Source organism: Microcoleus sp. ARI1-B5, from assembly GCF_036705795.1.
GTDB lineage: Bacteria > Cyanobacteriota > Cyanobacteriia > Cyanobacteriales > Microcoleaceae > Microcoleus.
In genome coordinates this window covers 116783-132807 of the sequence record NZ_JAUBVK010000010.1, presented here as the reverse complement: position 1 = coordinate 132807, position 16025 = coordinate 116783, and the positions used below count along the sequence as shown (strand labels likewise).

Below are 16025 nucleotides of genomic sequence, written 5' to 3'. Positions count from 1 at the left end.
TATAGATGTTAGGTGAAAAAGGAATTGGTTACGATCGCATTGTGCAAGACCTTAAAGCCTTACAGCTAAATGCTTGGCGTGAATACTCGCTGTTGAAGATTCAGGCAGATATCGATGACGAACCGATCCATCTGTTAAAAATGACTTGCCCTAGCACGAATCATATTCACGTTTTGCGCGTTCCTCCCGATCTCACCTCTGCCCATGAAGCTATTCGCTGGGCAAACTGGGACGTTGACCCCGAAGCCTTTGCAGTAGAAACCTAAAATTGCTGAGTTGGCGATCGCCCAACTTCCTTTTGATAGGTTTGATTGCGATCGCTCTTCCAAACAAATTTTAATATTTGGAGAATCCCATGAAACTAGATATATCGCGCCAAGGACTTCAAGAACTTCCATCGGACTTTTTTCAACAGTATAAAGACCTGGAAGAACTCGATCTAGAGGTAAACAACCTTGTCACATTACCACCTGAAATTGGACAGCTACAAAGCTTACAAACACTCAATTTAACGTGGAATAAACTCACAGCGTTACCACCTGAAATTGGACAATTGCAAAACCTACGGTCGCTCAATCTAAATACTAATAAAATCACGACCTTGCCACCTGAAATTTTTCAATTGCCCAACTTACAACAACTCAATCTATATATGAATAAACTCGCAGTCTTACCACCGGAAATTGGGCCATTACAAAACTTACAAGAACTCAATCTATGTATGAATAACCTCACAGCATTACCACCAGAAATTGGACAATTACAAAACTTACAAAATCTGAGTTTAAATTACAGTCAACGCACAACATTGCCACCCACTATTGGACAATTGCAAAAACTCAAAATACTCAACTTATTCTTAAATGAAACCCCAACATTGCCACCAGAAATATTTCTAGTTAAAAACTTACAAACACTCTCTTTATATCTTTGTGAAAAAGTAAATAAATGGTCAGTATTAATACATGAAATTAGGCAATTTGCAAACTTACAAGAGCTCATTTTACACAGCCGTAAAGTTATAACATTGCCAACCGAAATTGGACAACTGCAAAACTTATTAAGTCTCAATATAGTAGGTAATATCGCAGAACTTCCGCCTGAGATTGGACAGTTGCAAAATTTACAAAAACTCTATTTAAATTATAATAAAATCGAGACATTGCCCCCCGAAATCGGACAACTACAAAACTTACAAGAACTCGCTCTTGGTGATAATGAAATCAAGACATGGCCCCCCGAAATCGGACAACTACAAAACTTACAAGAACTCGCTCTTGGTAATAATCAAATCAAGACATTGCCCCCCGAAATCGGACAACTACAAAACTTACAAGAACTGGATCTTGGTGATAATGAAATCAAGACCTTGCCCCCCGAAATTGGGCAACTAAAAAATTTACAAAAACTCCTATTAAGTCAGAATGAAATTACAGTATTACCCCCGGAAATTGCTCAGCTTAAAAGTTTACAAAAACTTACATTAGGCACAGTGAGGGCAAATAGGCTTAAAACATTGCCGCCTCAAATTGGAAAACTACAAAGATTACAAGAACTAACTTTAGGTTACAATGATATTACAGCGTTGCCGCCCGAAATCGGACAACTACAAAATTTAGAAAAGCTTTCCCTACGGGTCAATCATATCACCAAACTGCCATCGGAAATTGGACAATTGCAAAACTTACAAGAACTTTTTATAGAAGCAAATCATATTACAGAATTGCCCCCGGCAATTGGAAAATTACAAAACTTACAAAAACTTTGTCTAGAAGCAAATGGTATTACAGAATTGCCACCGGAAATTGGCCAAGTGCAAAATTTACGAGAACTTAGTTTAACCGGATATAGGATCGCAGAATTACCATCCGAAATTGGACAATTGCAAGAATTACAAAAACTTACTCTATGGTGTCAGAAAATCAAAACATTTCCACCGGAAATTGGAGATTTAAAAAATTTACAACAGCTTCAGTTATCGAGTTTAAGGGATTTCGGATTTGGGGGAAATCATTTCACAGAGTTGCCAGCCGAAATAGAACAACTACAAAAATTACAAAGACTCTGGTTAAGGGACAATCTGATCGCAGCATTGCCACCGGAAATTGGGCAATTGCAAAACTTACAAAAACTCGATTTAAGGGAGAATCAGCTCACAGAATTGCCACCAGAGATTGGACAATTACAAAACTTGGAAGAAATTTCTCTAACGGACAATCCCATTCAAGATTTGTCAGCACTAGCCAACCATCCCAATCCAAAGTTGAAAGTTTGGGCTTTTGGGGTTGAACTTCCTCGGCAATACTGGACTCATCTGAGCCAGTGGAAAGCAGAGTGGCTGCTTACGGAAAACAATGCTGAGATTCGCAGATTATTGATTCAACAAATTGGCTACGATCGCATCTGTGAAGAACTTCAAACTGTAAAACTCGATAGTTGGCGTGAATATACCTTGCTCAAAATTGATGCTCAGGTGGATGTTGAACCGATCCATCTGCTGAAAATGACCTGCCCTAGCACGAATCGGATTCACGTCTTGCGGGTGCCTCCTAATCTCACCTCTGCCCGTGAAGCTATCCGCTGGGCAAACTGGGATATTGATCCCAAAGCGTTTGCCGCAGAAACCTAACAATTGATGAGACGCGATCGCCTTGCGTGTAAAAGATTGAGTACAGTTCGTAAAAAAGCTCGCCTACTTTTGTGCTGTACTTAGGTTTGGTTTATCGATGTAGTAAGTGTACTCTGACTGTAAAGACTGCAAGAAATTTAGCAGTGCTTCCGCTTCAGTAACCGTTTCAGTTTGATAGAGTTCCAGAGGTGATTCCGTTGCTATTGGTGCTTTACAACAATACAGCGCTCGCACGGGTTGCTTCTTGAGACCCCACCATCCGATCTAAACAATGCGTTGCATGAGTGGCTTGGGTAGAACTATTAACTGCTTTACAGGAGACCAAAAATAGTCATCTTGACCAGGATGGCTTGCAAAGGTACGGATGTTTGTACATAGTCCTTCTTCTATATGGTGATGCGAGATCAGAACAGGTAAATCGTCGATACAACAATACCAATTCTCGTGTGGTCCCGGTTCAGCGAGTGGAAAAGGATTTGAATCAGGAGGACAGGGAAGAATGGCTTGCAGTTCTGCAAAAGAAATAGCTGTTAAAACGCATAACGTATCGAAATAAACGGCATGAGTCTTGTGATACGGCTCTGTCAATTGCTCAAATTCTTTCAAAGATGATAACCATTGAATCATAAAGGCTAATATCCTAACTCCCGATTCTCTCATATTAGGAAATTACCCCAGATGAGCCACTGCCCGTTGAATGGTAAGTATAGTTTGGAGTGCAGCAGCGAGTGCCTCAATGGTAGGCTTGTGTATTGTATTTAATACATTTTGTAGTATAAGCGGTGGGATAATATTTTCACTGTAGAGAAAAGTAGGGTTGCCTCGATGATTAACCTGCCCCATCCATTAACTTTCACTCGCTTTATTGATTGGTATCATGCCAAAGATCGCCTACCAGCAGAAGCGAAACGCACTGTCGAAGCATTGCTAGAACTGATTGAATGGAACTATGTCTGGAGTTGGATGCCTACTCAAGTCATGACAGCACTGAAGAGTGAGATTAAAGAACGCATCTTTTTAGCCTGCAAAGAGTTAGGTCTGAGCGACTACTACGACGAGTTTCCTTTGGAGGATGTAAGGAGTTTGTTACCTGAAAATCTCAGGACAGATATAGAGAGTGAGAGTTTAGAACGCATTTTTTTATCCTGTACAAAATTAAGTCTTCAGAACTTCTTTTGCGGGGATTCCTACTCCTACGGGTATTCCTACCAGCTTACGGATCTGCGTCCATTGGCATCGTTTACCCAGCTAACCAGCCTGGATCTTAATGGTTGGAAAAGTGAGAACAACAGCGACAGCTATGGCAAACTGTCCGACATTAGCGTTCTTGCGAACTTCACAAACCTTACTGAACTCAATCTCGGTCAAAATAGCATTACAGATCTGAGTCCTCTTGCTGCTTTGACCGAGTTAAGGGTTTTAGATCTCTCAGATAATCCCATCACGGATCTTTCTCCCCTCTCTGCACTGAAAAATCTGACGGATCTGCAACTTGATGGAACCCACCTGACAGAGCAGACAGATTTTAGTCCGTTGCTAGCGTTGACTCAACTACAATCTCTGGATCTATCCAGAAATGATATTGGCGATGGCTCTTTAAAAACCATAGCTCAACTCACGACGCTGAAGAATCTAAACGTTAGCTACAACCGAATTACTGATATCAGTCCTCTGACAACCTTGCCAAACTTGATACATTTGAATTATCGATGTGCATGGGATTTTTAGGTAAAGGGTACAACAGAGGCATTGCTGTATAAACTTAAATCATATATGGGCAAAATTTGCAGATGAAGCTCTCTGGCTAGAATGGCAAAAATGGCGATCGGAGAGTAGGACTCAGTGTAATTGTGATTTAGCCGATCGCATTTTAACTGGTTCCTGTCGCTGTGCCCCTTAGCCCATGTAAGCGAGGCTGGGGTCTCGATCGGACTTCGTGAGGCTGAAGCCTCGCTTATCTGCCTTGTAAAGCACAATCTGGTAACGAGTAATAAACGAGTAAAAACCAGTAAAAGAAAGTACAATTATTAAACTATGAAAATTACAATTCCCGAACTATCTTTAGTCCTGCTCATCGGTGCATCCGGCTCCGGAAAATCCACCTTTGCGCGCCAGCATTTCCAACCGACAGAAATCATCTCAGCCGATTACTGCCGCAGTCTAGTCTCCGACGACGAAAACAATCAAGCGGCCACCCCTGATGCTTTTGAAGTGCTGCATTTAATCGCTGCTAAACGTCTGGCGGCGGGTAAATTAACTGTGATTGATGCTACGAACGTTCAGCCGGAAAGCCGCAAACCGCTGTTAGAATTAGCCCGAAAATATCATTGCTTTTTAGTAGCAATTGTGCTAGATTTGCCGGAAAAATTGTGCGCCGATCGCAATCAACAGCGTCCAAACCGCAATTTCGGGAGTCACGTAATTCGCCGCCACGTTCAAAATTTAAGACGATCGCTCCGAAATCTCGATCGCGAAGGCTTCCGCTACGTTCACATCCTCCGTTCCCCAGAAGACATCGCAGCAGCCCAAATCGAGAGACAACCGCTGTGGAACAACCGCAAACAGGACACAGGCCCCTTTGACATCATCGGCGACGTTCACGGATGCTGCGGCGAATTAGAACAATTGCTGCAACAGTTGGGCTATCAAATTGTCGAAGAATCCAGCGAGTCCGGCTTTTGGAATTTTCCCCTCTACGCGCACCCAGAAGGGCGTAAAGCCGTGTTTTTGGGAGATTTGGTCGATCGGGGCCCGCGCATTCTCGACACCCTCAAACTCGTCCGCAACATGGTAAGCGCATCAACCGCTTTGTGCGTCCCCGGAAATCACGACATCAAATTATTGCGAAAACTCAGCGGCAAAAATGTCAAAATCAACCACGGACTCGAACAAACCTTAGCAGAAATTGCCGACTTACCCGATGAATTGCGCGAATCAGCAGTTAGCGAAATTAGCCAATTTCTAGATAGTTTAATCGGACATTACGTCCTCGACGGCGGCAAATTAGTCGTCGCCCACGCCGGGATGAAAGCAGAATTGCAGGGACGCGCATCCGCCCGCGTTCGAGATTTCGCCTTGTACGGAGAAACCACAGGCGAAATCGATGAATTTGGCTTACCAGTCCGCTACAATTGGGCCGCCGAATATCGAGGTCAAGCAGCAGTTGTTTACGGACACACCCCGATTCCCGAAACAGAATGGTTGAACAATACTGTTGATATTGACACGGGCTGCGTTTTCGGCGGCAAACTAACAGCTTTGCGCTATCCCGAAAGAGAATTTGTCAGCGTTCCTGCTGCGAGAATTTACTGCGAACCTGCCAAACCGATCGCATTTCAATCCAGCTCAAATTCACTTAACAATATTCCCGCCAAAAATCTCACCGCCCAACAGCAGTTTGATGACGTGCTGGACATTTCCGACGTACTCGGAAAACGCATTATTTCAACTCGCCTGCAACGTAACATTGCAATTCGCGAAGAAAATGCGATCGCCGCCCTAGAAGTAATGAGCAGATTTGCAGCCAATCCCAAATGGCTGATTTATTTGCCGCCCACCATGTCTCCCGCTGCTACTTCCAAAGAACCCGGACTTTTAGAACATCCAGCCGAAGCATTTAACTACTACCAACAGCAGGGCGTCTCGACAGTTGTGTGCGAAGAAAAGCACATGGGTTCCCGTGCAGTTGTCATTGTTTGCCGCGATGAATCGGCGGCTAAACGGCGCTTTGGGATTTTTAACAACAGCATTGGCATTTGTTACACCCGTACAGGTCGCCATTTCTTCGATAATTCTACCTTAGAAACAGAGTTTTTAACGCGGGTAAATGCCGCTCTTTCTGCCAGCAATTTTTGGGAAAACTTTAAAACAGATTGGGTGTGTTTGGACTGCGAATTAATGCCTTGGTCGGCAAAAGCTCAGGGTTTATTGCAAGAACAATACGCTCCCGCGGGCACCGCATCCCGTCACGGGTTTGCGGCGGCGATTGAGAATTTAGAACAGGCGAAACAGCGGGGAGTTGCTGTTGATTCTGTGTTGGCTAGCTACCGGGAACGAGCCGATTTAGCCGATCGCTATGTCAATGCCTACCAGCGCTACTGCTGGCCCGTGAAATCCATATCCGACCTCAAGTTAGCGCCTTTCCACATCTTGGCAACCGAGGGAAATGTTCACACCGATAAAAATCACTGCTGGCACATGGAACACATAGCACAAATCTGTGCGTGCGATCCAGAATTCCTGTTAGCTACTGCATACAAAGTAGTTGAACTTGCCGATGCTGACAGCCAATCCGCAGGGATTCAATGGTGGGAAAGCATGACTGATGCCGGGGGCGAAGGGATGGTTGTTAAGCCGATGGAATTTATTGTGAAAAATAGCAAAGGACTTGTACAGCCTGCGGTAAAATGTCGCGGTAAAGAGTATTTGCGAATTATTTACGGTCTGGAATATTCTTTGCCGGAGCATTTGGAAAAATTGCGATCGCGCGGGCTTTCCGGGAAGCGTTCTTTAGCTTTGCGAGAGTTTGCTCTCGGCGTAGAAGCATTGGAGCGATTTGTTGCGGGCGCTCCTTTGAGACAAGTTCACGAGTGCGTTTTTGGAGTTTTAGCGATGGAAAGCGAACCAGTAGATCCGAGATTGTAAATAGCAGATGTTGAAGGAAGAAGTCATCAGTCCTGCCGTCATCAGTCATCAGTCATCAGGAAGAAGGAAGAAGTCATCAGTCGGGCCGTCATCAGTCCTGCCGTCATTAGTGAGTTTGGACGATCGCACCCCGATTGCCCTTTTGGGCTAAATCCGCTAAATCCGTTAAATCCGCTATACTCATCCGTTGCCGAACTTCCTTCGCAATTACCAAGGCGAACCGATCATGGTAAAAGCAGCCCAATAATAAGGATGCGACAAATTGCGATCGCCCTTGGCGGCCAACTCCGACGGCAAAGGTAGAGCTTGATTGTTTCCCGATCGCACCAAATAACCATCTTGCAACCGCACTTCCCCCCGCAACATCGCCAACTGCGCTTGCCGCAAAGCCTCAGCCTTAATCGGCGCCGTCCGCAACTGCTGGTAAAACTCAGTCATCAGCCCCAAAGTACCAGCATCTGACACATACCACAAACTCGCCAAAGCCGATTTTACGCCCGCGTGTACCGCCAACCCCGCAAACCCCAACTCAGCTTCTTCATCTCCCACCGCCGTAGTGCACGCACTCAAAACCAACAACTCCACCTGCGGGTTAGATAACTTCAATTCACCCAACTGATTCAAGCGCAACTTTGTATCCCAAAACTGAATGTAAGAATTCTCGGCCCCCCCAGGCTGAAAATCGCCGTGAGTAGCTAAATGAATAATTTTGTATTGGGGTTGATTGCGCTTGTCCTTCAAATTTGCCAGAGTAAAACCTTCGTTGAGAAAAGACGAACCGGGCCAAATTTTGCCGACAATTGTCGATATTTCCAGCGGCACAGCAGGCAGAGGATTTTGATCGTATTTTTCGGGAAATTTCGACGCACCCATCGCCAAAACTTCCGAAGCCTTAACATCGGCATAGCGAGTATCAGTCAAACTCAAACTGGGAATCAGCCCCAAACTGTACTTTTCTACCAAAAACTGTTTGCCATCAAAAAGAGCAGCCAAAGGCAAAGTTCGCAAACCGGCATCCATCGAAAACACTAGCGTATCAATTTTGTTCGCTTCCAATTCCGGTTGCAGCGGTGCAATTAACCACTGGTAAAGTTCCTGGGCAGGTTCCTTGTAATCTGAACCAGTCAATGTCCTGGGAATTCTGATAGCATTCGTGAATTCTTTAGCAACTTGCAGCACAGTCTCGCGGCTTGCAGGCACGCTTTTAAAAACATTTTTGCCGTCTGGCAATAACAACACCAGTTCTAAATGTTTCTCTTTCGCCCACACGTAAACGATCGCGGGTTTAACTCCCGTCAAGCGATTGACGCTGCTGAGAGTCTCTCGGATACTTTGCTGCGTGATTGACTTTTGATCGAGATTGCCCCCAAAGTAACGTTCAAATTCCCGGCCCTGAACTCTATCCCTTTGCTGCACCGCGTCGATCGGGTTTATTGGCATTTCTCTCGATCGAGAAATCTCAGGAAGCCTCAAATTCGCGACACTTTCTGCATTTCCACCGCTGGCGGGCTTCTGTGCAGTTGCCTGCAAGCTGCCGTTTTCTGTGGCACTAGACGCACCCACATTGTCTTTTAACACCGACTGCGACAGCAGAACAGAGCCGGCAGCAGTCTCGTTCGACGGCACCTCAACAGCCACAGCAGCCGGTTCTGGGGATACATTTGCGGTACTAATATTTGGCGCCGACACGGAGGGGGTCTGAGTGACAATTTGTTGAGAATTGCCTGTAGTTTTTAGTGCCACGGTGGTAGTTGGTGCTGGACTCGGCAGGTTGAGCACTTGCCCGCTAGCAGTTGGGGAGGTGGCCGGGCCCGACTTCGAGTTTCCCGTCGCAACTGTGGCCGCCGTGCAGTTTCCTAACGGGCAAGTGCTTTGCAGCAGCGTCAGCGAACCCGATCGCACCTGCCCGTCTGTAGAAATGCTAACGCTCGATGCGCGATCGCTCGCCGTTTCGCCAACGGCAGCCCGAAACAATCCCCCAGCCTGGATTGCCACATCGCCGCCCGTATTTCCATTAGCTTTGATCGAAACAACCTCAACATCTTTCTGCCCGGTAATCTTGCTCGAACCGGCACTTCCCGACTGCGAACTAGAATTGATCACCCCTGTAACGATCCGGCCCGGCGCCACGATCGAGATATCTCCGCCGCTTCTGCCACCGAAAGCATTGACATTGCCAGCTTCTACCGAGCCCGCGCTGCGGATGTTGATATCGCCCGCCGCCCCAGAAGCCGATCGAGATGAAACAGTACCAGCAGTCACGTTGCCTTGACTGCTAGTGATGTTAATCCCCGCATTCGAGGTAACGTCTCCGACAGCCACAGTACCGCCCATCAGAGAGATCGTGGCGTTATCAGTGCCGACGATCGCACCCGGAGCCACGATCGCCCCTGTTCCCAAGGGCGATCGAATCGCCGTCGGATCTTGAAATGTCACCGAATTTGGCGCTGCGGTTGCCGGAGCAATAGTTATCAGCCCGCTACCGTCAGCGCGCCCGATCGCGATCGAACCAAACCCGTTCCGCAGCGAGTTCAATTCCGCAGCAGTCAAATCCAAAGCCTCAGTCTCAGCAGCACCGGCAATAGTAATATTGTGAGCCGGATCGGCAGGTTGCAGCACTCCATTGCCGTTGCTGGCGATCGAATTCTTGCCGCCCGTCAAGTCAATTTCGTTGCCTGTCAGAGTAATATTTCCCCCTGTTTCCGAGCCGCCAGCTTCGATCGCGCCAACAGTAACTGCGCCGCGGCCGCTTAGCGTCACATTGCCCGCGCGATCGCCCCTAGTGTCGATCGCGCCAGCGGTCACATTGCCCTCTGCGGTAACGCTCACATCTCCCCCCTCTGTGCGCGGCACTTTCCCAGAATTGACTGAAGTGCTGATGCTGGGGGGAGTTCCCGTGCGTAGCTGACCTGCGGTGACATTGCCCGCTGTGCTATTGATGCGAATTTCTTGATTGTTGGTAGTGATATTTCCGGTGCGGATATTGCCCTCTGCTTTCAGAGTAATTGAGGCATTGTCTGCTCCTGTCAGGGAACTTGTGGTGGTGATTGTTCCCAAACCGGTTGGCGATTGAATAATTAGCGGATCGTAAAATGTGAAATTATTAGCAATCAGAATCGAACCGGTACCGTTGCTGCGGCCGATCGTAATTCCAGCAAACCCATTTTGCAAACTTCCGAGGTCGTTTGCCCTCAGATTCAAATAAGTATTAGTCCCCACATCTCCAGAACCAGCGATCGCAATATTTTGACCGGGGCTCCAAGGTTGCAGTACCAAAAAGCCCGTCCCGCTGACCGAATTTTTCTCACCAGTCAAATTAATTTCATTACCAGTTAAAGTAATGTTTCCCGAACCCCCGGCGACGAAGCTCACTCCCAGAACATTCCGAGCCGTCAAAGTTACATTTCCCGCCGATTTAGAGCCGCTAGCATCAACTTTTGCTGCCGTGACGTTCAGGCCTTCGAGCAAAATATTGCCGCTGCTGCCGGTACTGGAATTCGATGCAGAAATATTGTTGGCAACGGTTGTTCCCGGACTGATCAAACTAATATTTCCGCCGTTGCTCGACAAATTGCCCGCAGTAATTTGACTTCCAGAAATTGCGATCGCCCCGCCAGCCGTGCTAATTGTATCGACCGCATTCATCGAAAAAACACCCGCACCGTTGCGATCGGCATCTGCTCTGAATGTTACCGAACCAGTAGTTGCGGCAAAGCGCAACTGATTGTCCGCCAAATCAGCAATTTTAATATCGTTGAGCGCTTCCAGAACCACATTTGCCGTCCCGGAGATACTTTCCAAAGCTCTTCTAGAAATTGTCAGCGAAGGAGCCCAATTGTTTTGCTGTCCCGGTGACGTTCCTGTTGCCAAAATATTACTGTTAGCAATAACTGCCGCATCCCCCGCAGCTTCTGAGGAATCTGTAATTAAAATATTTTCCGGATCGAACAGCAAAGTCCCCAAACCGTTTGTCCCGGAAGTATCGACAGTGCCGTTAAAAATCAATCTTTGCTTGCCCGAAACTTCCACAAATCCGCCAACACCGCTGCTGTTCGATTCTGAAACGCCCTGCGCGCTGATGCGACCCAAAAATGCTGTTGTGTTGTCCGCCCAGACAAAAACTCTACCGCCGTTACCTGAGCCAGTGGCGTTGGCGGCGATCGAACTTTTGCCATCTGCGTAAGTCATCGTCGCATTCGGCACAGTTCCCTCGCCTCGGTAATCTCCCCCGATCCGCACCGTGCCGCCGCCGGTCGGCCCCGAAGCCTCAATCTTCGCGGACAACAGCCCTACCTTGTCGCCCAACACGTTGACCTGGCCTCCCGCGCCCCCCCTGGCAGACACGTTCGCCTCACCCGATAACAGCGCAGTTCCAGCACCTGCAGGCACTGTGATGCCGCCCGTCAGTACGACTTCACCGCGATCGTTCGCAGTTATACCCGTAGCGCTAGCCACCCCCGGGCCCGACAGCAGCCGAGGTAAACTCAGGGGAGAGAAGGGAAAAGCGGACGAACCCGACACTGCCTGGGCCGGAGCAACTTCTAAACTCAGCAAAAGTCCGTTTTGACTCAACCGCACCAGATTTTCCCCCGGGACAGCCGCCACAGTAATTTGACCCCCTGGGGCTGAAAGTTGCCCGGTACTGATGACCGTACCGCCCAGCAAAGTCAAATTTTGCCCGGTGCCGACAGCCAAGTTACCGGCATTGACAATACTGCCGGACTGTGAACCAAAAGCAAAAGCATTCGGCCCTCCGACTAATGCCGCGTAGTTGTTCGCCCCGGTACCGTTGAACCAGCCGCTGTCAAAACCGATACCGCTAGCGGTGGTAGCCAAAAAAGACCCGGGTACGTCTAGTCGGGCATTCGTTCCGAAAATAATCCCTGCGGGGTTCATCAGGTACAAGTTAGAATTGCCGCCGCTAACTTGAATTAGACCGTTAATTAAGGAAGCGTCGCCGCCCACAACGCGGCCGAGGATATTTTTAATGTTTGGGTTGGAGATGAAATTGGCAGTTTCGCCAGAATTCAGACCGAATCGAGTAAAACTGTGGAACAGATTTGCTCCGTCTCCCGAGGGTGTGCCGCCTTTGATGTCGTAGCGAGAGGGCGACGCACCCGGTGTGGTGACGGTGGTTCCGGTGCCATCTGGGGCTGCAATAATCGGCCCGGCCGCAGCAATTTGAGATTGAGGACAAATTGCCACAATCACCCATCCGCTGCTATCTTCTTTGAGGAAAACCAGGTTGGGAGAAAAATCTAATATCAAAAATCCAGCAAGGGGAATTGCTGCCAGAATCGATCGCACAGCACGTTGAGCATTCATAAGTTTGCCTCGATCTAGACCTGAATTCGAGTTTTAAATGGAGATTTGGCGTAAAAAATAGTCGATCGCACCCCTATACTGACAATTCCTAACGCTAACTCTCGATCGCAAATTTCAAATTTTAAGTCTAATTTTGATTGTGTGACCAACATAGCAAACACTGACAGTCAGTGTCGAAACACTCTTCAGTTTAACCAGAGAAAATTATGAGCGATCGAATTGTCCGTTTGATCGGTTTAACAGGGGGCATCGCCACCGGGAAAACCGCTATATCTAATTATCTAGCAGATAGCTGTGGATTTCCGATTTTAGATGCCGATATCTACGCCCGCGAAGCTGTGCACCCAGGTTCGCCAATACTGGACTCTATTGTAGAACGATATGGCGCCCTTATTTTGCTCCCCGACGGCAATTTAAATCGGCCAGAGTTGGGAAATATTATTTTTTGTAACCCAGCCGAACGGCAGTGGTTGGAACAACAGATTCACCCTTACGTGCGCCGCCGATTAATTGAGGTAACTCAAAGCTACATTGCTGCATGGAATCCGGTATCGCCAAACACGTTGACTGTGGTTTTGGTAGTACCCCTGCTGTTTGAAGCTAACATGACTGACTTGTGTACCGAAATTTGGGTGGTGTACTGTTCTCCCGAAGTGCAGTTACAACGGCTGATGCAGCGAGATGGCTTGAGTTGCGATCGAGCGTCGGCCCGCATTAGGGCCCAGATGCCGCTAGCTCAAAAGTGCCAACAAGCTGATGTTGTTTTGGACAACTCGTCAACCCTCGACTCGCTGTTTTTACAGGTAGATGCCCAAGTCAGGCGATTTTAGATTTTAGATTTTAAATTTTAGATTTTATAGCAACCTTCAGGGCTTTTAAGACTACCGATAACCTCATGAATAGAACCCGAGACCCCTCTACCCTAAACGGTTTGATTCCCATATGTAACTGTCAAGTGTCAATTGTCAATTGTCAACTGCTATAGATTGACTCCGCGAGCTCGGTTGAAAAACCCGGTTTAAGGAATTTCAATCACCATAATATTTATATGTAGGGTGCTGATGGTGCGTCTGGGTACTCTACTTTTGTGTCTTTAATCCGAGGGTCGCGTCCTCATATCAATAAATTATGAAGTAAATCTGAAGAATCGTAAATTTTTACGATTTGCGCTTTTCGTTACCTGCTTTGAAGAGCGTTTAAAGAAGATTTCAGGGGCTGAATTCTGCTGGTAGCCGGCAATCTGCGGGTCACTCGAACTTACGAGCTCCACAGCGAGCTAGATGATGGGTGTCACCCCCTTTTGAGGAAAAATAAAAAAAAATTGCCGAGGCCGTCAATGACTAATTGATGGTTTCACGACAATTCAACTTTTTTACCTTTTTTGCCCTGATAGCAGAGTACAGGCTGCGTATCAAGAAGTGGAAAATACCACACAGAACTCTATGATGCGCCTCTACTCTTGTATCCTGATGTCAAGCCTGTTACTGAGCGGCACCTCCGTTAAGGCTCAAAGCTTAGAAACTCGATCGACCTTTTTTGCTGGAGACAACTCTGCTCCCGAAATTATCACCGCTGCAGCCGAGACTCAGATATTTTACGCCGATAACGATAAAGATGTCTTGCCAGAACGAGGCAGCGGTAGATAAACCCGAAAAAATCGATAATTATCTGTTGGGAATTAGGGGAGATGGGGAGAATGAGATAATGGAAAATTGGAATAGGAGGAGAAAACTTGAAGATTTCGAGCCAATAATTCAGCAGTTAGGCACCGCCTACCAAAAAACCGATTTTTTAGCCGTATTTGACGAATCAAGACCTGATTTTTGGCTGTGCCAGTTTTACGCTCAAACGTCCTCAAGATATCAGATGCCAGCAACTGGCGCGAAATGTTGCACTCAAAAAATAAAAGTAAAGCGCAACTATTCATCTTGTGCTTTACTTTTATTTTTTAAACTTTTGAAGCTTTAGCCTTCCGCAGCTTCGCCGCCAACAACCACATCGCGAATCCGCAAACTCGGGCCGCCGCAGCCCACGGGCAAACCGCTTTGTCCTCCCTTGCCGCAGCCGCCGGATTCATCCCAGTAGAAATCGTCGCCGATCGCCTCAATATCGGCTAAAGTGCTGAAAACATTACCCGAAAGAGTCACATCCCGCACCGGATTGTCGAGTTTGCCGTCGCGGATCATCCAAGCTTCACCGGCGCTGAAAGTAAACATCTCGCCGTTAGTCATGCCGCCTTGCCAATTGCGCGCATAAACTCCTTCTTTGATACCAGAAAATAAGTCCGGCACCGGCGTATCGCCCCTTTCGATCCAAGTATTCGTCATGCGGACGATCGGCGGATAGTGATAATTCAAACACCGAGCGTTACCAGTAGGCGTTTCTCCCAACTTGCCCGCAGTTTCCCGCGAGTGCAGCCGCCCGACTAAAGCGCCGTCTTTAATTAACTGAGTAGTAGTCGCCGGAGTGCCTTCATCGTCGTAGCAATAGCTGCCCCGGTGTCCCTCTGGCGCTGCACCGTCGAAAATTTGCAAGTTTTTCGGGCCGAACTGGCGGCCGAGGGTCATAATTTCCAGAATGTCGGGATTTTCGTAGGCCATGTCGGCTTCGGAAAGATGCCCGAAGGCTTCGTGGACGAACAATCCGGTCAAAATTGGGTCAATGACGACGGTGTAGGTGTTGCCTTGGACGGGGGGTAAGGCTAGCGAATCTACGGCTCTCTGGGCGGCGCTGCGAACTTGAACATCGAGCTCGGTTAAGTCTTCGTAAGCTTTGCGGGAACCGGTGGTTTCGCGGCCGGTTTGTACGGTTTCCCCGCTGCGGGCTGTGGCGGCAAAGCGCATTTCCATGTCTGCCCAACCTTGTTCGAGCATGGTGCCTTCGGAGGTGGCGAGGATGATGCGCTGGGTGCTGTCGCCGTAGCGCACTGAGATGGTGGCGATGCGGGGGTCTATGCTGCGCAAAATGGCTGCGTAGCGATCGCACAATTGCTTTTTGTCAATTAGGGGCACCAGACGGGGGTCTGTTCCTGTCAGCGGCAGCAAGCAAATGTCTTGTACTGGGGTGACAGGCGCGAGAATCGTTTCTTCTTCGCCGATCAGTTTGGCCGCGGCGATGGCTTCTTCGATTCTTTCGGCGAGGGTGGAAAGTCGGTTAAAACTGGCAAAGCCCCAGCCGCCTTTGTGACAAGCTCGGACTTGGCCGCCAATTGAGACTCCTTCGCTGAGGGTTTCAATTTTTTCGCCCCGCAGCAGGATGTCGGTGCCTTCGGCTTCTTCGAGTCGAATTGCCAGATAATCTACTTGGTTGCGGTAGCGTGCCATTAAGTCTGACAGCAGATTTTTTGAGTCGGCGATCGAGGTGGGCATAAGGAAAGCACGGTGTTTAACTGATTTCATTTTGCACTTTTGCCGGGGCGATCGGGCTA

The 16025-nt window shown here is 47.9% G+C and carries 12 protein-coding genes; 8 read left to right on the top strand and 4 right to left on the bottom strand.

Annotated features, from left to right (window positions below):
• Positions 1-5 precede the first annotated feature (5 nt).
• Complete coding sequence (locus QUB63_RS17060; protein WP_332946447.1) at positions 6-266, top strand: hypothetical protein; 261 nt, start codon at positions 6-8, stop codon at positions 264-266.
• A gap of 89 nt (positions 267-355) precedes the next feature.
• Complete coding sequence (locus QUB63_RS17055) at positions 356-2629, top strand: leucine-rich repeat domain-containing protein (protein ID WP_332946446.1); 2274 nt, start codon at positions 356-358, stop codon at positions 2627-2629.
• 264 nt (positions 2630-2893) lie between these two features.
• Here QUB63_RS17055 and QUB63_RS17050 read toward each other — a convergent pair whose 3' ends face one another.
• Positions 2894-3256, bottom strand: coding sequence for a hypothetical protein (locus tag QUB63_RS17050; RefSeq protein ID WP_332946445.1), 363 nt, complete (start codon positions 3254-3256; stop codon positions 2894-2896).
• A gap of 198 nt (positions 3257-3454) precedes the next feature.
• Between QUB63_RS17050 and QUB63_RS17045 the strand changes: the two genes are divergently transcribed.
• The 3 genes from QUB63_RS17045 to QUB63_RS17035 all read left to right on the top strand — a co-directional run bounded on the left by QUB63_RS17045 (position 3455) and on the right by QUB63_RS17035 (position 7424).
• Positions 3455-4357: a leucine-rich repeat domain-containing protein gene (locus QUB63_RS17045; RefSeq protein WP_332946444.1), complete on the top strand. Its 903-nt coding sequence runs from the start codon at positions 3455-3457 to the stop codon at positions 4355-4357.
• A 306-nt stretch (positions 4358-4663) separates the two neighbouring features.
• The gene (locus QUB63_RS17040) at positions 4664-7273 is read left to right on the top strand and encodes a polynucleotide kinase-phosphatase (protein WP_332946443.1); all 2610 of its coding nucleotides are present in this window, start codon (positions 4664-4666) and stop codon (positions 7271-7273) included.
• A 7-nt stretch (positions 7274-7280) separates the two neighbouring features.
• On the top strand, positions 7281-7424 hold the full coding sequence (locus QUB63_RS17035) for a hypothetical protein (protein ID WP_332946442.1): 144 nt from the start codon (positions 7281-7283) through the stop codon (positions 7422-7424).
• 56 nt (positions 7425-7480) lie between these two features.
• On the opposite strand, the gene QUB63_RS17030 is transcribed toward QUB63_RS17035, so the two are convergent.
• Together QUB63_RS17030 and QUB63_RS17025 are read right to left on the bottom strand one after the other, a co-directional pair.
• Positions 7481-12598, bottom strand: coding sequence for a CHAT domain-containing protein (locus tag QUB63_RS17030; protein ID WP_332946441.1), 5118 nt, complete (start codon positions 12596-12598; stop codon positions 7481-7483).
• A gap of 14 nt (positions 12599-12612) precedes the next feature.
• On the bottom strand, positions 12613-12750 hold the full coding sequence (locus QUB63_RS17025; RefSeq protein ID WP_332946440.1) for a hypothetical protein: 138 nt from the start codon (positions 12748-12750) through the stop codon (positions 12613-12615).
• Between the two features lie 54 nt (positions 12751-12804).
• On the opposite strand from QUB63_RS17025, the gene coaE reads away from it, so the two are divergent.
• From coaE to QUB63_RS17010, 3 genes are all read left to right on the top strand, one after another.
• Positions 12805-13428, top strand: coding sequence for a dephospho-CoA kinase (gene coaE, locus QUB63_RS17020; protein WP_332946439.1), 624 nt, complete (start codon positions 12805-12807; stop codon positions 13426-13428).
• A 612-nt stretch (positions 13429-14040) separates the two neighbouring features.
• A complete protein-coding gene (gene patX, locus QUB63_RS17015) occupies positions 14041-14244 on the top strand; it encodes a heterocyst-inhibiting protein PatX (RefSeq protein WP_332946438.1) in 204 nt (67 codons plus the stop codon).
• A 58-nt stretch (positions 14245-14302) separates the two neighbouring features.
• Positions 14303-14566 (top strand): hypothetical protein, encoded by a 264-nt coding sequence (locus QUB63_RS17010; RefSeq protein ID WP_332946437.1) that lies wholly within the window; start codon positions 14303-14305, stop codon positions 14564-14566.
• Here QUB63_RS17010 and QUB63_RS17005 read toward each other — a convergent pair.
• Positions 14563-15966: a TldD/PmbA family protein gene (locus QUB63_RS17005; RefSeq protein ID WP_332946531.1), complete on the bottom strand. Its 1404-nt coding sequence runs from the start codon at positions 15964-15966 to the stop codon at positions 14563-14565. The genes QUB63_RS17010 and QUB63_RS17005 overlap by 4 nt on opposite strands.
• Between the last annotated feature and the right edge of the window lie 59 nt (positions 15967-16025).